20 protein-coding genes are annotated in these 21,800 nt (G+C 52.4%); 7 read left to right on the top strand and 13 right to left on the bottom strand.

Annotation, left to right across the window (positions count from 1 at the left end; genetic code table 11):
- The first annotated feature begins 51 nt into the window (after positions 1-51).
- Positions 52-912, top strand: coding sequence for a twin-arginine translocase subunit TatC (tatC, locus tag RAL90_RS10475; RefSeq protein WP_306250347.1), 861 nt, complete (start codon positions 52-54; stop codon positions 910-912).
- Here the strand turns inward: tatC and RAL90_RS10470 are convergent, their stop codons facing one another.
- The 3 genes from RAL90_RS10470 to RAL90_RS10465 form a co-directional block, all read right to left on the bottom strand.
- Entirely contained in the window at positions 913-1,908 is a 996-nt protein-coding gene (locus RAL90_RS10470) for an SDR family oxidoreductase (protein ID WP_306250345.1), read from the bottom strand.
- A 195-nt stretch (positions 1,909-2,103) separates the two neighbouring features.
- Entirely contained in the window at positions 2,104-2,265 is a 162-nt protein-coding gene (locus RAL90_RS16350; protein ID WP_372340468.1) for a hypothetical protein, read from the bottom strand.
- Positions 2,190-3,269, bottom strand: coding sequence for a winged helix-turn-helix domain-containing protein (locus tag RAL90_RS10465; protein ID WP_306250343.1), 1,080 nt, complete (start codon positions 3,267-3,269; stop codon positions 2,190-2,192). Before RAL90_RS10465 ends, RAL90_RS16350 begins: the two co-directional genes overlap by 76 nt.
- Before the next feature lie 208 nt (positions 3,270-3,477).
- Between RAL90_RS10465 and RAL90_RS10460 the strand changes: the two genes are divergently transcribed.
- Positions 3,478-4,938: a S41 family peptidase gene (locus RAL90_RS10460; protein WP_306250340.1), complete on the top strand. Its 1,461-nt coding sequence runs from the start codon at positions 3,478-3,480 to the stop codon at positions 4,936-4,938.
- A gap of 365 nt (positions 4,939-5,303) precedes the next feature.
- Entirely contained in the window at positions 5,304-6,134 is an 831-nt protein-coding gene (locus RAL90_RS10455; protein ID WP_306250338.1) for a PIG-L deacetylase family protein, read from the top strand.
- Here the strand turns inward: RAL90_RS10455 and RAL90_RS10450 are convergent.
- From RAL90_RS10450 to RAL90_RS10430, 5 genes are all read right to left on the bottom strand, one after another.
- The gene (locus RAL90_RS10450; RefSeq protein ID WP_306250336.1) at positions 6,131-7,288 is read right to left on the bottom strand and encodes an acyl-CoA dehydrogenase family protein; all 1,158 of its coding nucleotides are present in this window, start codon (positions 7,286-7,288) and stop codon (positions 6,131-6,133) included. The genes RAL90_RS10455 and RAL90_RS10450 overlap by 4 nt on opposite strands.
- 107 nt (positions 7,289-7,395) lie before the next feature.
- The gene (locus tag RAL90_RS10445) at positions 7,396-7,851 is read right to left on the bottom strand and encodes a hypothetical protein (protein ID WP_306250334.1); all 456 of its coding nucleotides are present in this window, start codon (positions 7,849-7,851) and stop codon (positions 7,396-7,398) included.
- Positions 7,848-8,324, bottom strand: coding sequence for a hypothetical protein (locus RAL90_RS10440; protein ID WP_306250332.1), 477 nt, complete (start codon positions 8,322-8,324; stop codon positions 7,848-7,850). The genes RAL90_RS10445 and RAL90_RS10440 overlap by 4 nt, the downstream gene beginning before the upstream one ends.
- Entirely contained in the window at positions 8,325-8,786 is a 462-nt protein-coding gene (locus tag RAL90_RS10435) for a RidA family protein (protein WP_306250330.1), read from the bottom strand.
- A 12-nt stretch (positions 8,787-8,798) separates the two neighbouring features.
- On the bottom strand, positions 8,799-10,118 hold the full coding sequence (locus tag RAL90_RS10430) for a DNA polymerase IV (protein WP_306250329.1): 1,320 nt from the start codon (positions 10,116-10,118) through the stop codon (positions 8,799-8,801).
- A gap of 179 nt (positions 10,119-10,297) precedes the next feature.
- Between RAL90_RS10430 and RAL90_RS10425 the strand changes: the two genes are divergently transcribed.
- Together RAL90_RS10425 and RAL90_RS10420 are read left to right on the top strand one after the other, a co-directional pair.
- Positions 10,298-10,666: a response regulator gene (locus tag RAL90_RS10425; protein ID WP_306254052.1), complete on the top strand. Its 369-nt coding sequence runs from the start codon at positions 10,298-10,300 to the stop codon at positions 10,664-10,666.
- 45 nt (positions 10,667-10,711) lie between these two features.
- Positions 10,712-12,085 (top strand): PleD family two-component system response regulator, encoded by a 1,374-nt coding sequence (locus RAL90_RS10420; protein WP_306250327.1) that lies wholly within the window; start codon positions 10,712-10,714, stop codon positions 12,083-12,085.
- A gap of 99 nt (positions 12,086-12,184) precedes the next feature.
- On the opposite strand, the gene rpmG is transcribed toward RAL90_RS10420, so the two are convergent.
- The 5 genes from rpmG to topA form a co-directional block, all read right to left on the bottom strand.
- Positions 12,185-12,352, bottom strand: coding sequence for a 50S ribosomal protein L33 (rpmG, locus tag RAL90_RS10415; protein WP_306250325.1), 168 nt, complete (start codon positions 12,350-12,352; stop codon positions 12,185-12,187).
- A gap of 66 nt (positions 12,353-12,418) precedes the next feature.
- The gene (locus RAL90_RS10410) at positions 12,419-12,748 is read right to left on the bottom strand and encodes a DUF983 domain-containing protein (RefSeq protein WP_306250323.1); all 330 of its coding nucleotides are present in this window, start codon (positions 12,746-12,748) and stop codon (positions 12,419-12,421) included.
- 47 nt (positions 12,749-12,795) lie between these two features.
- Entirely contained in the window at positions 12,796-14,589 is a 1,794-nt protein-coding gene (locus RAL90_RS10405; protein ID WP_306250321.1) for a GGDEF domain-containing phosphodiesterase, read from the bottom strand.
- Positions 14,590-14,731: 142 nt separating this feature from the next.
- The gene (gene rnr / locus RAL90_RS10400) at positions 14,732-16,990 is read right to left on the bottom strand and encodes a ribonuclease R (RefSeq protein WP_306250319.1); all 2,259 of its coding nucleotides are present in this window, start codon (positions 16,988-16,990) and stop codon (positions 14,732-14,734) included.
- 9 nt (positions 16,991-16,999) lie between these two features.
- A complete protein-coding gene (gene topA, locus RAL90_RS10395) occupies positions 17,000-19,663 on the bottom strand; it encodes a type I DNA topoisomerase (protein WP_306250316.1) in 2,664 nt (887 codons plus the stop codon).
- Positions 19,664-19,851: 188 nt separating this feature from the next.
- On the opposite strand from topA, the gene RAL90_RS10390 reads away from it, so the two are divergent.
- The gene (locus RAL90_RS10390; RefSeq protein ID WP_306250314.1) at positions 19,852-20,067 is read left to right on the top strand and encodes a hypothetical protein; all 216 of its coding nucleotides are present in this window, start codon (positions 19,852-19,854) and stop codon (positions 20,065-20,067) included.
- Positions 20,068-20,179: 112 nt separating this feature from the next.
- Positions 20,180-21,778, top strand: a complete 1,599-nt coding sequence (locus tag RAL90_RS10385) for a hypothetical protein (protein ID WP_306250312.1) — start codon at positions 20,180-20,182, stop codon at positions 21,776-21,778.
- Positions 21,779-21,800 lie beyond the last annotated feature (22 nt).

Genomic DNA, 21,800 nt, shown 5'->3' with positions numbered 1-21,800 from the left:
GCCGAAAAAAAAATCTGATGATGAGCCAGTCGCAGCGGCAGGTGAAAAAGCGTGACATCAGAAGGCCCCGCTGCATCCGATCAGGATCAGCCCCCCGACATTATCTCAGATGAGCAACCTGCTGACGAAGTGGAAGCCAGTCGCGCGCCGCTTATGTCGCATCTCATCGAACTGCGCCGCAGGATGATCGTTTGCCTGATCGCCATTGGCATTGCCTTTGGCATCTGCTTCCTGTTCTCGCAGGCGCTCTATGACCTGCTGACGATCCCCTATATCGACGCGGTTAAGGACAAGACAGGCGGCGCAGCCGAACTGGAATACCGCCCGCTCGAACTCTTTTTCGCCCGCGTTAAACTCGCGCTGGTGGCCGCGATCATGGTGGCTTTCCCGATTGTGGCACGAGAGCTTTATGCCTTTGTTGCTCCCGGCCTCTACAAGAATGAAAAACAGGCCGTCCTGCCGTTCCTGCTGGCAATCCCAGTCCTGTTCGGGCTCGGCCTGGCGCTGGTCTATTTCATGATCATGCCGTTTGTGATCAACTTTGCCCTCGGCATGGAGCGTCCGCTGGAAGAAGGGCAGGAGCTTGCCTATAATCTCATTGTTTTTGTGGGGGATTATCTGTCCCTAATTATGACGCTGATGATTGCCTTTGGCTTTGCCTTCCAGTTGCCTGTCATTCTTACGCTTCTGGCTCTTGCCGGAATTGTCGATGGCGGGTTCCTGCAACGTAACCGGCGCTTTGCCATTGTCGGGATTTTTCTTGTGGCAGCGTTTCTCACGCCACCGGATCCGATCAGTCAGGTCGCACTCGGCCTGACGATCTGGATGCTTTATGAAATATCGATCATTGCCGTGAAGATCGCGGCAAAGCGGACAGAAGACCCTGAGGCTGAGGCCGAAACCTCAGGCTGATCAGTCACTCACAGCTTTGTGCCAGCTCGCATAAGGTCCGTCCCCCAGCATTCCGGCCTGCACCATCTTGGCAATGCCATTCACGGCATCAGGCCCGGCTGTATTCGGGTGAACGGGTTTGCGCAGGGGCCGCGTGCCGGCTGGCATCGCCATGATCTGTGCAATGGCGCGCGGAATATCCATCGGGTCTGTACTTTGGCTACCATTGAACATGCCTTGGGCAATGGTGAGGTGTGCCTCGTAAGCAGCCATGCGTTCTTGGCCCACACGCTCCAGCAGGCCGTCAAAATTCTTTGTGCCATTTTCCCAGATTTTTGTGGGATAGCCACCCGGCTGGATGATCGTCACTTCGACGCCAAATGGGGCCAGTTCATAGGCCATGGCCTCGAACATCGCTTCAACAGCAAACTTGGTTGAGCAATAAAGCCCGAGGTTCGGCAGCACCAGCCGCCCGAGCTGCGATGACACGTTGAAGATATGTCCCGCTTTGGCGGCGCGCATTTTCGGCAGCACCGCCTTGGCCATGCGGTGATAGCCATGCAGGTTCACGTCATAGATTTTTGCGATTGACTGCTCGTCGTGAATTTCGATCGGGCCGCCATAGGCAATCCCGGCATTATTGATCAGCACATCCAGCGCGCCATCGGCAATCTGCTCTGCTTCTGCAACACCGCCTGCGACCTGATCCGGTTTGGTCACATCAATCTCGACGACAGACAGATTGAGTTTTTCATCACTGGCAAGGTCGCGCAGTTCCTCTGCCTCGGGGCGCGGCACGTTACGCATGGAAGCAATAACCGTTGCCCCATGGCGGGCAAGGTGCTGTGCAGCCAGTTTGCCAAAACCGGAACTGGTGCCAGTGATCAGGACGGACTGGCCTACGAAGTTCAGTTCTTCTGCGGATGCGCTGCCGGCTGCAAGGCTCGCAGCGGTTGCCACAGTTGCGGCACCAGCCAGAATTTCACGGCGGTTCGGGGTCAGTTTACGATGGGTCATGAATGGACTCCTTGATCATAACAGAATGACAGGGAATCACCTTCAGGTCACGCTTTTCGGTAGTGTCCCAGTTCAAAATTGGAGGACGGCTATTGGCCCATTGCGGCATTGGCGCTTCAATTTGAATGTCTGAAAGCTGGCACAAGACGCTACCGGGCGAACGACCTTCAACTGCATAGGCTCGTCAGAATTGGCTCAACACGATTCATCGTTAATGTCCGAAAGCTCAGCGCAAACAGCTTCTGCGCCAACTGTGTCTCCCAATAGATTTAGTACAGTAGCTAGTCCTTGAAGCGCCTCCGGATTGAGCGGGTCTCGCACCAGAACCCGACGAAACCATAGTCTCGCGTCTTCCAGTGATCCTGCTGCGATTTTTGCGTCAGCGACAGCAATACCTGTGGCGCTATGCCATGGCCGGATACTGACGGGATCTTGCGTGTAACGACGCTCCATGATGAGCCATGCCTGCACCTATAGGGCGTTGAACGATCTTCTCTCCCCAGAAGACCGTTTAATTCAGACAGATTGATCATCGTCCTCCAATCATCGGGCGCGATCAAAAGCGCCCGTTCATAGGCTCGTTCAGCCTTCTCAAACTCATGCTGGGCGGAAAGCGCCAGTCCGAGTGCGCGCCATGCCCGTTCATGGGCAGGGTCAATCGTTGTTGCTTCTTCTGCCAGCGCGACAATTCGGCCTAACTCTGCCAGGGCGGTCTCATTTTCAAGCCAGCCGCTTTCGAGCGCTGCTGTTAGCGAACCTCGCCTTATTTGCTCGCTGCCAGGTCCCTGATACCGGATCACTCTTTGTGCGAGTGCATTAGACAGTCCTGCCAAGGCTGCAGCATTCTTTGGGTCTTCATCAAGCACCGCCTCATATAATCGAAGAGCCGCCTCATTATCTGCCCGCGTAAATTGACTATAGAAATCGTCAGCACGGACAAGTCTGTCTGCGAACACCTCGTCACGAGGTGACAACTGCTGAAGTCCCGTTTTAAAATCTGACATAGCAAAAATAGCAACTGTCAAAGCCAACACAAGCACCAATCCTATGGCGACTTTCCAGCCAAAGGCGTTTTGCGCCGTAACTCCTTCATGAGTGCTTTCGGCAAAAGTCACATCAGCCAAGAGGCGATAGCCGCGTTTGGATAAGGTTTCGATGTAACGTGGATTACGCGCATCATCTCCAAGCGCCTTGCGCAATTTAAATACGCACCTCGTCAGAGCATCCTCATTCACATGAACATCCCCCCAAAGGGATGCGATGATTTCTTCCTTTGAGATCACTTGGCCCGCGCTTTTCGCGAGCAGCATAAGCAGGTCCATGACGCGGGGCTCAAGCTCAAGGTCTCCCTCGTCACTCATTATCCGTTTGATTGCAGGGTCAACCTGCCACTTGTCTATGATCAAAACTTCATTTTTCAAGGCATCTAAACCTTTGAAAAGATTGGAAAATAAAAAGGTCAGAATACAAGGATCGCGAGGTCATGGCGTTTTCATAATCCAGAAGATAGCTGCAATAGCGACTATAATATAGACGCGAACGTAATGCACCAGATGCGAAAGGATAGTTATGTTACAGGCTCTTAGATCCACCCTGACCGTCATTGTGCTATGCGCTATAAATGGTTTCACCGCTGTGGCGCAGTCAGATACCTTTACATCTGATCTAGCCACAGCAGATCTCGAACGCCTCTATAGTGGCCTCCAATCGGCCGATGCCGGCCTGTTTGCCGAAACCTCTCAGGCTGTCTTCGACAGTGCCTTTGCAGAGCTAAAGTCAAAATATGCTGAAGCCGAAACCGTAAGTTCTGGCGATCTTCATAAGGACTTTCAGCGCTTTGTTGCGCTCGCAAAACACGGCCATACACGTATTGATGGCCGCAATCCTTTTTGGGACGCTCATATAGAAGGTGACGGTCTGGTGTTTCCACTGAGCATTCGCTTCCAGCAAGGCGAAGTCATTGTCGCAGGTGTCCCCTCAAAGACAGCCGCACAACCAGGCGATCGGATTATCTCTCTTCAAGGCAAGCCAAACCCAATCTGGCTCGCTGAGCTCACACGCAATATCTCGGCTGAAACCCCGGAACTTGCATACTCCCTCCTCGCCAACACCGAGCCCTATTTCATGTTGCTGGAATATGGTCCGATGGCACAGTTTTCAGTCGAACTGAAACGGGGAAGCAAGGTCATCAAGACGGAAATAGATGCCATAGGATTCGATCAACTCTCGGAACTCGTGCGCATGGAATCAGGGTTTCAGCTGAACGGCAGAGAAGCAAATATGATCAACAAGCATGTTGCCTATCTACGCCCGGGTCCGTTTTTTAATATGGAAGCAACGAAGCCGGGGGAATATTTCAGCCCGGAGAGCGTGGCTGTTTTTCAGGAATTCGTCGATACCGCATTTAACGACTTTATTCAAAAAGGCGCCGAGCATCTGATTCTTGATCTGCGAGATAATCCAGGTGGCGACAATTCCTTCTCTGATCCTGTCATTGCCTGGTTTGCGGATGAACCTTTTCGATTTGCATCAGATTTTAGAATTAAGGTCAGCCCAGAAACGACGGCCTCAAATCAGAAACGCGTCAATGCGAGGCAAGATGGCGAGGGAGGTATTTCCGCGAAATTCGCCGAACTGTTCGCTAAAGCTAATAACGGTGATTTCGTATCGTTTGAACTCCCATATGCCCAACCAAGAGAAGGAGAACGGTTTACGGGTGATATTCATGTCCTTGTGAACCGCTTCAGCTACTCTAACGCGGTTTCAGTTGCAGCCCTCATCCAGGATTATGGCTTTGGCACTGTGTATGGGGAACCAACACGCGATATGTCGACGACATATGGTGCCATGGAACACTTTACATTACCGCATTCAGGCTTCCTCGTTGGCTATCCAAAGGCCCACATCATTCGCCCAAATGGGATTGAAGAAAGTCATCCTGTCACGCCCGACATTGCGATTCCAACGCCAGCCGTCAGAGGGGCAGACGACATCGTAATCAGAGAGCTTTTAGAGCTACTCAAAAAATAGAACCAATCTGCGTAAGGCGAATTTTACATCTGAACATGACACCAATTCGGACATTCATTGCAAATGTCCGAATGTCGCCCTCGTGGCGAGAAATTGCCATCGAATTCAAACTGAGAAACTACTCACTTTTCAGCATAAAGTAACCATCCCATGAAAGTTTCATAAATTAACCTGGGATAAGAAACTTATGGGCCCCCGAATTGACTATGATAAAGTAAGGAAATTGGGAAATGGGTCATTATGCGCAGCGAGTGCTGCTCGTACTGATCAGTATTCTGGTAGTGGGTCAGTTTGAAATTTCGTGATATTATCACGATTTATCCCCGCCTTGGTCTCGGCCTGCTGCTGATATGGAGTGCATAAAAATGATTATCCGCATCCTCACCATAACAGCGCTCGTCGCATTTCTGGTCCTGGCTGGGAGACTGTTCTGGTTCGACAGTCAGTTTGAAGAACCGGATGCGGCATTTGTTCCGTCCCTGACAGGGGAGCTTGAGGCCAGGTCTGTGCTGGCAGTTTTCGCCCATCCGGATGATGAGCAACTGGTAACCGGTCTCTTGCTGCGCGCAAAAAAACGCGACGGGGCAATAACCCGGATGATAACAGCGACCAAAGGAGAGGCTGGTAATCAGACGCCAGTGGTCGCGCGGCAGGAAGAGCTTGGCATCATCCGCCATGCCGAGGCATTAAAAAGCGGTTTTGCTCTCGGGCTTGATGCTCAGGAAGTCTGGGATTATCCGGACAGTGGTGTGGCAACAGCAGATTACGCCGCGATTGTTCGTCGTCTGGCAGCCAGTATCAAGAAGTGGCAGCCTGATCTTGTTGTGACGTTCTGGCCAGAGAGCGGCTTTTCAAATCATCCTGACCATATGCTGATCGGGCAGGCGGCGCGCGACGCTGTATTGCAGGTCAGGCGGACAGAACCGGAACTCTCGCCGGACGCTATCGCTTATGTGCTGGCCCCGCGCCGCATGATGGCAAGATTTGGCGGAGAGCCGGGGCAAATAGTTGTCGCAAATCAGCCTGCGCCAACCCATGCCATGCCCGGTGAAGCCAAAGCCAAGATTCGCGGCTGGGAAATTCACGCTTCACAGCGCAATTTCGTGCGTGATGTGTACGGAATGCCCGCATGGTTTCTGCACCGGGTGAACGACAAGGAGTTTTATTTTGTCGAAGTCGTTCAGGATACGCCTTAATTCGACTTCCGCTTTGGCAGAGTGCCCTCAAACTTTGCAATGATGCCAAGCATGATCTCGTCCGCGCCGCCACCGATGGAGGCGAGGCGGCCATCGCGATAGGCGCGGGCGATCGGACTGTCAGCGGTGAAGCCCATGCCGCCCCAATATTGCAGGCAGGCGTCAGAAATTTCCCGCGCAAGGCGACCGGCTTTCAGTTTCGCCATGGAGGCAAGCCGCGTCATGTCTTCTCCGCCCACGTAGTTTTCAACGCAGCGATATACAAGCGAGCGCAGCAACTCCACCTCTGTGCGTAATTCAGCCAGACGGAAATGCACGACCTGATTGTTGATGATCGGCTGGTCAAATGTATGACGCTCTTTTGTATATTCGATTGTCAGGTCGATCTGCTTGTCGAAGCCTTTCAGCGCATTGGCAGCGGCCCAGATGCGCTCTGCCTGAAACTGCACCATCTGCAACATGAAGCCTGTGCCTTCTTCGCCGATACGATTGCGCTGTGGTACCCGGACATCATCAAAAAACAGTTGGCCTGTATCTGAAGAGTGCATCCCCATCTTGTGTATTTTCTGCTTCTCGATGCCCGGGGTGTCCATTGGCACCATGATCAGGGATTTGTTGCGGTGCGGATGATCGTCAGATGTATTACACAGGAGGCAGATCCAGTCGGCCTGAAGGGAGTTGGTGATCCACATTTTCGAGCCGGAGATAATGTAGTCGTCACCGTCTTTTCGGGCGGTGGTTTTAACCGATGCCACATCAGACCCGGCACCTGGTTCAGAAACCCCGATGCAGCCCACCATATCGCCGGCAATCGCCGGGGCGAGAAACTCTTTCTTCAATTCGTCCGAGCCAAAATTATGCAGGGCAGGGGTGCACATATCTGTTTGTACACCAATGGCCATGGGCACGCCGCCGCAATTTATCATGCCCAGCTCTTCAGCGATCACCACGTTATAGGTGTAGTCAAGGCCAAGCCCGCCATATGCCTCATCATAGGAAACGCCGAGCAGTCCGAGATCACCCATCTTCTTGAAAACTTCATGGGCCGGGAAAATTTCTTCCTTTTCCCATTCATCGACATAAGGGTTGATCTCTTTTTCGATGAATTTCGCGGTGGTTTCGCGCAGTTGCTCATGCTCGGCGGTGAATATCATGGCTCTTTCCTCCCGAAGGTCTGTTTGGGAAAAATATATATCGCCTCTGCCTTCGGGCACAGACTCTTTAGCAGTCGGGCTGATGTCAGGCATCGGGTGCGAAGGGATTATCCAGCCTTGCCAATGGAGCGCGTGATTTCCAGTGCTTTTCGATATTTATGGCGGCGCTCATAGACATAGGCGCAGAACCGGGCCGCGCCGAAAGTGCGCCAGCCTGCATCCAGTTCGATCCGGTCAGTCCAGAGCACCTTCTCGCCCAGCGGCTGTACCGAGAGATGATGGTCCCAGCGCTTGATGGCGGGATTATGTTCGCGGCTCTGAATGATGCGGTTCTCATAATCCAGGGTTTCCACATGCATCACATGCCCTCTGGTTTTCAGGAACCCCCACATTGTCACATCGACTGTATAAGTCTCGCCTTCTTTGGCCGGTTCCTCTGGCAGCCCTTCATAGGCGGCGAGCCCGGACATGGCTTCAACCAGTTCCGAAAAATTCATCGCTTCACGGAAAATCGCATCTGCGCTACCGTCATAGAGAGCCGTGACAGTTATGAGGGTTGTCAACTGATGCTCCTGTGTTCAGGCCTCAAGGTATTTTCTTTCTGTATAACGGGCTCTACGGGAGATACGACCTCTACGCACTCGTCACCAGATAAAATTAGAAATGACCACCCATCTTTAATGGACGCATCAAATAAGCCGGGACTTTCCTGAGCCCATGGATGTTGTCTCACTTTTACAGTGGTGAGTCTTCGCTCGGCTTTAGCTGTATGCTGCGCCAAATATGCATAGCCAACTTCATCCATCACTCTATATCCACATACATAAGAGAAGTTGACTGAATAAATTTCGCCGGATTTAGGAACAAGAATACGTACAACAAACGAGTAGTCTTGTCCGATCGAAGACGTGAACGCGTAAACCCCAAAGTCCTTATGTTGAAATTCAGCTTCGCTATAGGAATAAATGACTTCGAGAATATGTACTTCATCGTTTTCGAAAGGTGTATCCCAGTCTGAAATCTGAACCTTCATCATTCAGGCGATCTCGAAAATACCATCCACCTCGACCGCAGCGCCAAGGGGCAGGGAGGATGATCCCACAGCGGCTCGCGCATGTTTGCCGGCAGAGCCCATGGCGTGCACCATCAGGTCGGACGCGCCATTGATGACTTTCGGATGGTCAGTGAACTCCGGTCCGCAATTCACGAAACCACCAAGCCGAATGCAGCGCACAGCACGGTCAAGGTTGCCATCGCAGGCCGCTTTCAACTGCGCCAGCAGATTGACGGCACATGCCTCGGCAGCCTTCACCCCTTCTTCCAGCGACAGATCGTTGCCAACCTTGCCCGTCATCAGTCCATCAGCACCGATTGAAACTTGACCGGAAATCATCACCAAATTCCCGGTGATCACAAACGGTACATAATTTGCCACAGGCGCCACAGGCTCTGGCAGAACTATGCCGTGAGCGGACAGGTTTTTCTCGATAAGGGACATGGGTTTTCTCCTTTATTTCCTTCGGCGTAAGTTTCGGCCTGTGCCAATAGCCCTGTCACCAAATTTTTCGCGCAGGGAATCTACGGCCTTTTCGCGCGCAGATAGCTTGTTCAGGTCATCCATAAAAAGATAGGATTGCCCTGTTTCTCCTGCCACTTCAATGTCGGAAAAACCGATACCGATCAGACGGTATGCCTCGCGCGACATGTCGCCGGGAATAACGTCACGCAACAGGGCACGTCCTGTATCAAACGCCACGCGTGCAAGATTGGTGGGATACTCAAGTGTCTTGCGGCGGGTCATGGAACGGAAGTCAGCAGTTTTCAGTTTCAAAGTGATGACGCGCCCGGTGAAGCCCTTTTCTTTCATCCGGGCAGAGATTTTCTCCGATAGCTGCCAGAGAATATCCTCAAGCTCCTGATAGGCACGAATATCATCATTGAATGTTGTCTCGGATGACAGGCTTTTGGTTTCCCGGGACGGGTTCACGGGGCGGTGGTCTTCCCCGCGCGAGAGCCTGGCAAGGCGCAGGCCATGCTCGCCATATCGATCTGCCAGTACCCTGATTTCCGTTTGCTGCAGATCGCCAATAGTATGGAACCCGTCCCGTGCCAGTTTTGCCCCGAAAGATTTTCCCACCCCCCAGATCAGGCTGATGGGCTGCTTTGCCAGAAAGGACGTGGTCTCGGCCTTGCCGATAATAAAAAAGCCACGCGGCTTGTCGAAATCCGAGGCAAGTTTGGCAAGAAACTTGTTATGGCTGAGGCCGATTGACACGGTAATCCCCACTTTGTCCTCGATCCTTGAAGCCAGTTTCGCCAGTGTCAGAGCTGGCGGGGTGCCGTGCAGTTTTTCCGTACCGGCCAGGTCCATGAAGGCTTCATCCGATGAGAGTGGCTGAACAAGGGGTGTCAGCGCTTCCATCTCGGCACGGATTGCCAGCGATGCCTCGCGTATTTTCTCACCATTGGGTTTTATGACAATAGCGTGCGGGCAGGCTTTCAGGGCCTTGAACATCGGCATTGCCGAGCGGATGCCGTATGTTCTGGCAATATAACAGCAAGTCGAGACAACGCCGCGCCGGCCGCCCCCGATTATCAGCGGTTTGTCAGCCAGCGATGGATCATCGCGCTTTTCCAGTGCCGCAAAAAAAGCATCACAATCCAGATGAGCCATGGATAGTGTCGCTAATTCAGCATGTCGGAGCACTCTGGCACTTCTGCAATGCGGGCATAGCTGGCCTGCCTCAGGCAGCCAATGGTGGCACTCCCGGCACAGTCCCGGGAGTGGCCGATCTGAAAGTGTTAGCAAATCGTTACCGAAATTTGCCATTTTCTTAACATCCCGTTAATGCGGCTTCAGGAATTCTACTTTGCTGCTAAGGATTCTCTCAGCATAAACCGTCGATTAACTCATTATGATGCATAACCGCCATGACTGTCAGGGGCTAAGAGTGGCCACAAGGAAGAAAGTATATCATGGCAAGTGTGGAGATGCTGGAGCTGTCGGACGTGCCTAAAACGGTCCTTATCGTTGAGGACAACGAGCTGAACATGAAATTGTTCACTGATCTGCTCGAGGCGCACGGCTATGACACGATTCAGAGCACCAATGGCCATGATGCTGTTGATCTGGCTCGCGATAACAACCCCGATCTGATTCTGATGGATATCCAGTTGCCGGAGCGTTCCGGTCTGGATGTCACAAAGGACATAAAGGCTGACCCGGAGCTTGCCCAAATCCCGGTGATAGCCATTACAGCCTTTGCGATGAAGAGTGACGAGCAACGCATTCGTGATGGCGGTTGCGAGGATTATCTTGCAAAGCCTATTTCCATTCCTGTCTTTATTGAGACGGTAAAACGGTATCTGGGTGAGTGACGCACCGATACGGATCTTGGGGGTCCGGGAAAGTCAGGGGAATTTATGACGGCACATGTACTCGTCGTCGACGATCTGGAGCCGAATGTAAAACTGCTCGAGGCAAAGCTTCGGGCGGAATACTTCGAGGTCAGCGGGGCGAACTCCGGTGCCAGAGCGATTGAGCTGGCGAAGGAAGAACAGCCCGATATTATCCTGCTTGATGTGATGATGCCCGGTATGGATGGGTTTGAGACCTGTCGTCGCCTGAAGGCTGATCACGACACCTGCCATATTCCCGTTGTGATGGTCACGGCACTGGACCAGCAGGAAGACCGCATTGCTGGCCTTGATGCTGGTGCGGATGATTTTCTGACAAAACCGGTAGAGGATGTCGCCCTGTTTGCGCGGGTGCGCAGTCTCACACGCCTGAAAATGATGACGGATGAATTACGTCTCAGTCATGCAACCGGTGCTGAGCTTGGTATTCTGACCAATGCCAAACTGGCAGAGTTCGATACCACGCAAAGCTGTATATTGGTTGTTGATGACGATCCTGACCGTGATGAAACATTGTTCGGTGTCCTGCCGGATAATTATGAAATGATATTTGAGGCCGATATCAAGGAAGCCCTGTCCGTTCTGCGGAACCAGCGGGTTGACCTGATTATCGTGAATATGGGTCTCGAAACCCATGATCCACTTCGTCTTTGCTCGACAATCCGTACATTAAGCGAGACACGGCTGACGCCGGTTTTGGCTATGGTGCGTCAGGGTGATACGCGCAAGCTGGTACGTTCACTTGATGTCGGCGTGAACGATTATCTGACCCGCCCGATAGACAAGGGCGAAATGAAAGCGCGCATTCGCACGCAACTTCGCCGCAAGCATTATATTGACCAGTTGCGCACCTCCTTCCAGGTTGGCCTGGAACTGGCCGTCACAGATCAGCTGACCGGGCTTTATAACCGCCGCTATCTGGCAACGCATATGGCCAACATGTTTGACCCGGCGGAGCAGGAAAATCAGCCCGTTTCCCTCGTGGTGATGGATGTTGACCATTTCAAGCAGGTGAATGACACCCACGGACATGATGTTGGCGATTGTGTCTTGCGCGCTTTAGGGCAAAGGCTCGTGCAAAATGTGCGCGGAATGGATGTGGCTTGTCGGTATGGCGGGGAGGAATTTGTCCTGCTTATGCCGAACACGGACCACGAACTGGCGGCAATGATTGCCGAACGCCTGCGCAGTGACATTGAGAGCCATGAAGTTATTTACGGTAAGGATGCCGGGCAGAAACTGGGGGTTACGGTCAGCATAGGCATTGCGACTGCCAATGTTTCAGATGAATTGACTCCAGAAGATTTTCTGAAGCAGGCTGACGAGGCGCTTTACAAAGCCAAGGCAAGCGGCCGGAACAGGGTTTGTGTCGCAGCCTGAAACTATTTTTTGCCTGCTCAAAAACATTCAGTGAAATTTTCACATTAAAAAAGCCGCTCATTAATGCGGCTTTTTTTTCGATCTCATATCGCGGAAGGCTTATTTGATTTTGCCTTCTTTGAAATCCACGTGCTTGCGGATCACCGGATCATACTTCTTCTTGACCATTTTCTCGGTCATGTTCCGGGTGTTCTTTTTAGTGACGTAGAAAAAGCCTGTATCAGCCGTGCTGTTCAGACGGATCTTGATGGTGGTTGGCTTAGCCATGCCTGAAACTCCTGTTCGCGATGCATTTCGCGTGAGCGGCGGAAAATAGTCTCTGGCTTCGGCTTGTCAAGGCTTTTCGAGCCAATGCTCGGCGTCTGCCGACATTGCCGTGGATTGGTCCGGTTCATCTGAAAATCCGTGCATCCGATTGGCCCACTGGATGCCAATCAGCCCGCCCTTGACCACGGGCAGCAGAAACAGGGTGAACACCAGCAACACAAGCGGCCAGATCATGAATTGCACCAGCAAAGGGGGATCAAGATGGCGCTTCATTTCCAGTGCCATCGGGATGATCAGGTGGCCGGCGATCAGCATGGTGAAATATGGCGGCCCGTCATCTGCCTGATGACCGGTGAGGTCCAGATCGCATATCGTGCAGCGATCCGCAGTTTTCACATAGCCCGCAAACAGATCGCCTTGTCCGCATTGAGGACAGTTCTTTTTTACACCTCGCCAGAGTGCTTGCCGACCACTCCTGTGTGGTTTGGGATCTCCGAAGATTCGAGGTGAGTCGGACATTTTACCTGTTCATCGTAGTTGCAATGGTAGCGTTGCCATAGATCGAGAAAGTGCACCAGTTCTTCCGCTATAAGTGGTTTTGAATAGAAGTAGCCCTGATGGATGCGAAGTCCTAAGCCTGATAGCACAAGGCGCTGCTCATCGGTTTCAATACCCTCCACAATCACAGCCATTTGATGAGCTTGCGCCAAGGCAGAGATCGACTTGATAGTTGAGACGCCTCTTCCAGTGTGCATCTGTTCGACAAAACTACGGTCAATTTTCAGACTGTCTGCCTGTAATTCATGCAAACGGGACAGGGAAGAAAAGCCGGTACCGAAGTCATCGATAGCAATCTTCACTCCTAGTGCTCGAAGCCTTGAAATTTTGTCAGCTATATCACCGCACTCTTCCGAGGTGGCCGACTCTGTGATTTCCAGTTTCAATGGTACGCCACCTTCAACAGCTTTCTGAGTTGCTGCGTATAGTGTGTCCCATTCCTGTAACTGCTGAATGGCGACATTTACGCTCACCCAGCCTTGGTTGAGTCCAGAATTTTCTCTGATTTTTTTCCAGTCACGAACAGCAGTTTTGACAACCCAGGCTCCAATTTCAACGATGAGGCCACTTTTCTCTGCCACCTCAATAAAGACTGCAGGTGACATAATCTTCTCGTCTCGTGGCCAGCGTAGCAAAGCTTCCGCGCCATCGATATCACCTGTAACGCCGTTGATGATCGGCTGAAAGACCAGCGCAAACTCATCATTCTCGACAGCATGATGTAAATCTCTCTCAAGCTGAAGGTTTTGAGCCATGAGATTGCGCAAGGGTTGATCCAGCATGATTGCAGGCACATTGTGGTTCTTGGCCGCTCTTAGAGCCAGATGTGCGTCGCTTATAACTTCTGAACTATTTTTGTGGCGACCTGTTTCCAGCGCGCCGCCAACACGCAATTTAATTCCGGTGGCTTTGAATTTAGCGTTCAAGGACGTTTCAAGCACCGTCAGAATTTCGTATGCTTTATTCTTAACATCCTTGTCCGTATTAAAGTTCGCATCAAGAACAATAATAGTAGATTCATCAAACTTAGAAACATATCCCCACTTACACACCATTTGTGAAACCGTGTCTGAGATTTGTGCCATGCAATTATCGGCAACTCCTAGCCCGAAGGCTTCTGTCAATTCTGCATGATTTTCTAATTGAACCAAGAATATCCCATAAGAGTTCATGGGGCAGTTGTCACGGTCGCGCCAGCTACAACCGATACGTTCCTGAGAGCGCAGGGCGAACCAGGCCATGCTTTTGAGCCCAGTCACATTGCAGGTAAGTGCGCGTGAATAAATATAGTATCCCGCTACGATAGCCATACTGATAATAAGCAGAGAAAATGTCTGGACCGTCTGACCAGCCACGATGCCAATCATTGCAAATCCGGCCACAGAGATTATAGATACGCTGTAAATCATCTTGCGATCGAGCCACAAGGAGCGGGTCAGAATCATTGCAAACATACCAGACATCGCGAGGAAGAAACTACTTTCATTCGCGATCATCGCGATAATCACGAACGCTGATGCGTCAATCATCGCAGCTGCATAATTTTCGAGAGGGTGTGGCTGGCGCCGTTTGTTGATGATAAGCCTCAAAAGGGCATAGCCGGCAAAGCCAAGAACAAATGGATGAAGGGTCAGCGCAAGGAGGCCCGCCGAAAAAATCATAGTAACCAGGTCAGCCATAAACTGAAGCTGCTTTAGGGACCATGAACCGTATCTATGTGTAAGCATAAGCTCACGAGTACATGAAATTCCTTAAAGTTGTGTTGGTCTACCATTCAACGCATGGTTGAGAGATGGTTTTCTCTGACTCGTTAGAATAATTTTATTTACGTTTGCGTTTCGAAGATGATTTGTTTTCTGATCTTGTTTTGCGCCTGACAGATTTCTTTCCAACTGTGGCCCGGCCTTTACCCTTCGTAATTTTTATGCCGGTCAAAGGTTCGGACAGCATTTCGAACAGAAGCCCGCCCTGCAAAGGGGTTACTTCTTTCAAGCGCACCTGCACTGGCTGTCCCATGCGGTAAATGCCGTTGCCTGCTTCACTGACCAGAGCGTTGGCTGATTCTTCATGGCGAAAATATTCCGCGCCGATCGTGCGGGCGGGGATAAAGCCATCAGCGCCGGTATCTTCCAGCGTGACAAAAAGTCCGCTGCGCGTGACGCCATTGATGCGGGCGGCGAACTCCGCGCCAACGCGGTCAGAGAGCCAGCTGGCGAGGAAACGGTCTGTGCTTTCCCGTTCGGCGGCCATAGATTTGCGCTCAAGGTCCGACACATCTTCTGCAATCTGCTGTAATTCCTTTTGTTCAATGGCAGGAGGCAACTTTTTTTCCAGATTGCAGGCACGTATCAGCCCGCGATGAACAGTAATATCAGCATAGCGACGAATTGGAGAGGTGAAATGCGCATAGTTACGCAGGTTCAGGCCAAAGTGGCCGATATTACTTGTGTCATATACAGCCTGGCGCTGTGCACGCAGGATGATCTGACTTACAAGAGATACTTCATCTTTTTCACGGGCGTGTTTGAGAATCTGGTTCAGGTTTTCCGATTTCAGTACCTGGCCCTTGGGCAGGGAATAGCCCATGCTTTCCAGAAACTCACGGGCCCCGTCGAGCCGTTCGGGATCCGGCTCTCCGTGTACGCGATAAATGGCTGGCAGGTTGGCACTTTTCAGTGTTTCAGCGGCTGCGACGTTAGCCTGAATCATGAACTCTTCGATCAGCCGGTTGGCTTCAAAGCGCTCTTTGGTGGCGACGGCTTCCACGTGCCCGGCATCGTCGAAAATGATCCGCCGCTCTGGCATATCGAGGTCGAGTGGTCCGCGCTTGTTGCGCGCCTGACACAGTGATCTATATGCCGCCCAGAGGGGCTTGATGACATTTTCCATCAAGGGGGCGGTCTGTTCATCCGGGTTGCCATCTATCCCGTTTTGAACCTGCGTATAAGACAAGCCAGCATGAGATTTCATCATGATACGAATGAATTTGTGCTGGCGCTTACGGCCCTGGCTGTCGAAAATCATTTCTGTGGCCAGAGCAGGGCGGTCGACCCCTTCCTTCAAAGAACAAAGGTCATTGGAAAGCCGTTCTGGCAGCATCGGCACGACCATATCGGGCAGGTAGGTTGAATTGCCGCGTTTGAGCGCTTCCTTGTCAAGGTCGCTGCCGGGGGAGACAAACCAGGCAACATCAGTAATCGCGACAATGACACGCCAGCCGCCCTCATTTTTGGGGTCAGGATCAGGTTCTGCAAAGACGGCATCATCGTGGTCGCGGGCATCTGCCGGATCGATTGTGATCAACGGTGTCTCGCGCAAGTCCGTCCTGCTGCCAATGTCCGGTGTCGTGGCCGCGTCAGCCTGACCATGAACCGCTGCGGGAAATTCCGTGCGGATATCATGATTGGCTATGGCGATTTGCGAATAGGAAGCCGGGTTGGAGATATCCCCCAGAACTTCGCGAATGCGTGCCATACGGGGGCCGTATCCACGCTGGTTTTTGGCTTCGGCCCAGACCAGATCGCCATCTGTGGCACCATTTATGTCTGCCGGTTCCACCAGATAATCACGTTTTGCCTTGCGACTGACGGGTTCTATCGCCCCCCCGACTTTCCGGTCACGATAGACGCCAAGAATGCGCTCTGCCCCCTGACCAATATGCTTGATGGGTTTGGCAGTATAGGTGCCGTCCGTCTCCTGGGCCAGGCGTCCGAGGAAACGGTCACCCCTGCCAAGAACCGGTCTGGTTTTGGCGGCAGCGTCTGCAGGGAGAGTGATAGGCGGGGGCGCAAAGTTTTCTTTCCAGTTTGGCGGAAAGCAGATCAGATCCCCTTCGTCATCTGTGTCCAGAATATCAAGGACCGCGACGGGCGGCAGGCTGCCACGCGCCGTTGCGCGCTTTCCCTTCTGATCTATCAATCCTTCGGAGGACATCTGCTTCAGGAGCTGGCGTAATTCCGTGCGCGCTTCCCCTTTTACATTGAAGGCGCGGGCAATCTCTCGCCGGGATACCTCACCACCTTGCTGCTGCGCTTTTTCGATGAAGTCCCGTATTTCTTTTTTACTGGGGAGGGGGGGCAAGAGCGGTGCCTATTCTTCTGCCGAAGCGCTGGCGGTTTTCTTCGTAGTTTTCTTGCTGGTTGCCTTTTTTGTTGTCTTCTTGGCAGTTTTCTTTTTTGTGGCCTTTTTCCTGGTCGCCTTCTTTTTCTTTGTGGCTTTCTTTTTTGGCCCTTTGGCGTTACGTGCAGTGATCAACTCAACGGCGTGATCAAGAGTCAATTGATCCGGGTCAACGCCGCCGGGAATGGTCGCATTGGTTTTCATATGTTTGACGTAAGGACCATATCGCCCGTCATAGATGGCAATCGGTTCACCAGTTTCGGGATGCTCACCCAGCTCTTTTGTCGGCTTGGCCTGCTGGCCGCGGCCCCGACCAGGATTGGCTTTCTTCTCGGCAATAACAGTCACTGCCCGATTAAGGCCAATTTCAAAAACCTCATCGGTGGACTCAAGATTGGCATAGACATTGCCATGTTTCACGTATGGGCCGTACCGGCCAATGGCGGCGTCTATCGGCTTACCATCTTCTGGATGCGTACCAATTTCACGTGGTAGGGAGAGCAGCATCAATGCCTTTTCAAAGTCGATATTGGCGATGCCCCAGTCCTTGGGCACGCTGGCACGTTTCGGCTTTTCCTTGCTTTCCTTGTCTTCTTCCCCAAGCTGGACGTAAGGGCCAAAGCGGCCTGCACGCAAGGACACTTCAAGAGACGTATCCGGATCAACCCCCAGCACCCTGTCGCCACCTTCAAGACCGTCATTGGCCTTGTTGCGGGAGAGCTGCTTGGTGTGCTTGCAGTCCGGATAGCGTTCGCAGCCGATAAATGCACCAAAGCGACCGATTTTTAGGGACAGACGGCCTTCTTCACAGGTGGGGCAGAGGCGCGGGTCTGTCCCATCTTCCTTGGGCGGAAAAATATGTGGCCCAAGTGATTCATTGAGGGCATCAAGAACGGCCGTGATGCGCAGATCACTCATGCCTTCTACCGTGGCAAAAAACTCGTCCCAGAATTCATGCAGGAATTCTTTCCAGTCCGCCTTGCCGTCAGAAATTGTATCGAGTGTTTCTTCAAGATTGGCGGTGAAATCATATTCCACATAGCGCTGGAAAAAGTTCTCCAGAAACGCTGTTACGATGCGTCCCTTGTCATCAGGGATAAACCTGTTCTTTTCCACCGTCACATAGGTTCTATCCTGAAGAACAGAGATGATTGAGGCGTAGGTTGACGGGCGGCCAATGCCCAACTCTTCCAGTCTTTTTACCAGGCTGGCTTCTGTGTAGCGTGGCGGTGGCTGGGTGAAATGCTGGTCGGTTTGCGGCTCATCCACATCGGCGCCGGCGCCGGCAGTTACCTTGGGCAGGCGGCTGCCTTCACTGTCGTCGTCCTTGTCATCAAGTTTGTCATCCCGGCCTTCTGTATATAGTTTCAGGAAGCCATCAAAGACAAGCACTGAGCCGGTTGCGCGCAAACCCGTTTTATCATCTGTTGACAGAATATCGATGGTTGTGCTTTCAAGGCGCGCTGCTTCCATCTGGCTGGCGATGGCGCGTTTCCAGATCAAGTCATAAAGTCTGTACTGATCTGAATCGAGAGATTTGAGTGATTGTGGCGGGCGCGAGAAGCTGGTCGGGCGAATACATTCATGGGCTTCCTGTGCATTCTTGGCCTTGCTTTTGTACATGCGCGGGCTTTTCGGCAGGTAGCCGTCGCCATAGGTGTCCTTGATGGCATCCCGGGCGGACATAACCGCTTCCGGTGCCATGTCGATCCCGTCGGTCCGCATATAGGTGATAAGCCCAGTCGTCTCGCCGCCAATATTGATCCCTTCATAGAGGCGCTGTGCCGTCTGCATGGTCCGGCGCGCATTGAAGCCCAGTTTTCGTGAGGCTTCCTGTTGCAGGGTAGATGTTGTAAACGGTGCAGACGGATTGCGCTTTGTCGGTTTTGATTCGACATTGGCAATACGGAATGTCGCGTTTTCAACAGTCGCCTTTGCACGCGCGGCGTCTTCTCCGTTCGCCAGCGAAAACTTGCTCAGCTTTTCGCCATCAAGGCTAACGAGGCGTGCCGTAAACGGATCACTGCCCTCAGACGTGACCTGGGCTTCCAGCGACCAGTATTCTTCAGGAACGAATTTCTCGATCTCCAGTTCGCGCTCACAGATCAGGCGCAGGGCCACGGATTGCACGCGGCCAGCAGAGCGTGAGCCGGGCAGTTTGCGCCACAGGACAGGAGAGAGCGTAAAGCCGACCAGATAGTCGAGCGCGCGGCGGGCTAGATAGGCATCAACCAGTGCCTGATCCACATCGCGCGGATTCTCCATGGCCTCAAGAATGGCCTTCTTGGTGATCGCGTTAAAGGCAACCCTTTTGACAGATTTGTCTTTCAGGGCCTTTTTCTTTTTCAGTACTTCCAGCAGGTGCCATGATATTGCCTCACCCTCTCGATCCGGGTCAGTGGCCAGGATCAGGCTGTCTGCGGCTTTGACTGCTTCAACAATTTCGTTGACCCGCTTGCGCGACTGGGTATCCATTTCCCAGATCATCTCGAAATTTTCATCCGGTCTGACAGAGCCGTCTTTTGACGGCAGGTCACGAATATGACCATAGGACGCGAAGACCTTGTAGCCGCTTCCCAGATATTTGTTGATTGTTTTCGCCTTTGAGGGGGACTCAACAATAACGACCTGCATCTAACTGATATTCCTCATTTTTTGCCGTGCTCATACTTTGCAGCGCGGCTCTGGCGGGTTGGCAGAAAGTGTAGTTGTCATGCTGCTCTGTCAACGGTGAAAAGGGATAATCAACCTTGGATTGGTTAAGAATATATGTTACAACTTATAGGTGTGTTGAATTGATGCTGCAATCTGGAGTTCTCATTATGTCATTACCATCAGCCCGTCAGGATGTCTTGTCAGATCCTGCTTCTGTTCTCGAAGAATCGCCATCAGGCCTGAGCCCGCACGATATTGCAGAGTATGTGCAGGAAATCTCCAGCGAGCTTGAGAAGCTATGCACCGGTGCAGGCTTGCAAAGCGTTGCTGCCTGTCTCGCGCTGGCAACATCAGAAGCAGAGCGTCTGCGGGTACATCTTTAGAGTGATCATCAAGGGCACGTTCTGTTTGAGAATAGAGATTAATCTCTCATGACAGATCATATGTCATGTAGTATCTTCCTGAAGGTATGTAGCAAGCTATAGGGAGAATGGCATGGCAAACCATACGGGATCACTCAATCGTCGCGAGTTACTGGCAAGTGCAGGCTTGATGGCCCTGATGTATCCGGTGGGTGTATATGCGCAGGGCAAAAGCGAGTTTGATGACAAAGCGAGCAACGACAGAGCGGCGCAGGAAACACTGCAAATAGAAAACGGGCCTGCCACAGCGATGGTCATGGGTACACGAACCATGATTGACATGGTGCGGCCGACAGAGCCTGTAATTGCTGATTTCGTGGAAGGCTCTCTGGCAATTGCCGAGATGGCTATTGCGCAAACCATCCGGGAGAATGCCGGTAGCCTTGCGGGAGTATTAGCAGAGAATGAAATCCTGAACTGGGAGCAGGCAGAGCGACTGCAAATTGAAATGCAGGCGAAGGCAGGCCCACGATTTGTCGGTGAGGCACAGGAAAAGATGTTCCTGGAGAGCACAGTTGCCCTGGCGGAACAGAACATATTTCAGAACGAGTCTGCCGGATTTTATAATCGGTTGGCTATTGCCATTGAAAATGCCGGCGGTCAGGGGTCTGAACGGGAACCAGTCGAAATACCTCCCGAAAAGACGCCGCCGCGTGAGCGAGTACCCGTTGAAGAGTGCCCGGGCAAGGCATACCAGATCGTTTCGTCAACAGAGCGCCTGGACAAACTGCAGACTTCCTTCGGTGTACAGCGCTATCCGCTTTATTGCTTCGACAAGGTAGAAGATGAGGACGAACTGGAGGCTGTCGAGGCGACATATAAAGGAGTCGTCAAGGCGCTTTATACGGACAATTATCCGGACCAGGATATGCGACATGTTCAGCGTCAGTGGTCAACTGACCTGAAAGTCGATCTGCCGAAGACTCATACCCGCGACATTACCGGTCGCCTGACGATCGCGAATTACGAGTGGCGTATGGTTGAGCGGGAATCTACAAATCCGGTCTTTGATGGCCTGGTTGCACGTGTGCCGAAAATCCTGACAGCTGAACAGGAAAAGCTGGTGCGGGAGGCACTGGAGAAAGCTGCCAAGGCAGCCCTTGAGTATGGTACAAAACTTCTTGCTGCGGAGTTGGGGCCGGTTGCGGCTGAAATCCTTCCAAAAATTCTGAATGAGTTGGGTGTTTACGATTTACCGGCGCAACTGGCTGCTGAAGGAGCTGAGTATATTATCCATTGGGTCCTGGACCTGATAAGTGATCTTTTCCTGCAGCCTCGGGCCTTCCCGGGCGTCAAGATTACGCATGTGGTCATCTGGCCAGACCCCTGCAAAGAACCGGTTAATGTTGTGAGTATCGCCATGCGCGCGCCAGGTGGCAGGGCTCTGATGAGATTACCATTCGGAGAGTATGACACGGCCAGAAGCAGGGTGGCTGATCGCTCATCTTATGCGGGCGCGGCAGGGATCACCTGGATTGGCGCTTCAAGACCTGTCGCCCGGATGCCGAATGAAATAATGGAACGTGTCGTTTACGGATCACCGTCCGCTGTGCTCTGGCGGCAGCCGCAACAGGGGCTCGGTGCCATCGTGAAACTGCCTTTCCCGGGCGCTGATCCAAGAAAACAAATCTACACGCTGGCGCTCAGAACAGACATGCGTGAAGTATCCTAGCCTGCGCAAGAGAAACTTCCCA

Origin of the sequence: Parvularcula sp. IMCC14364 (assembly GCF_030758415.1) — a bacterium.
Taxonomy (GTDB): domain Bacteria; phylum Pseudomonadota; class Alphaproteobacteria; order Caulobacterales; family Parvularculaceae; genus Aquisalinus.
This window is presented reverse-complemented; position numbering and strand designations above follow the sequence as displayed.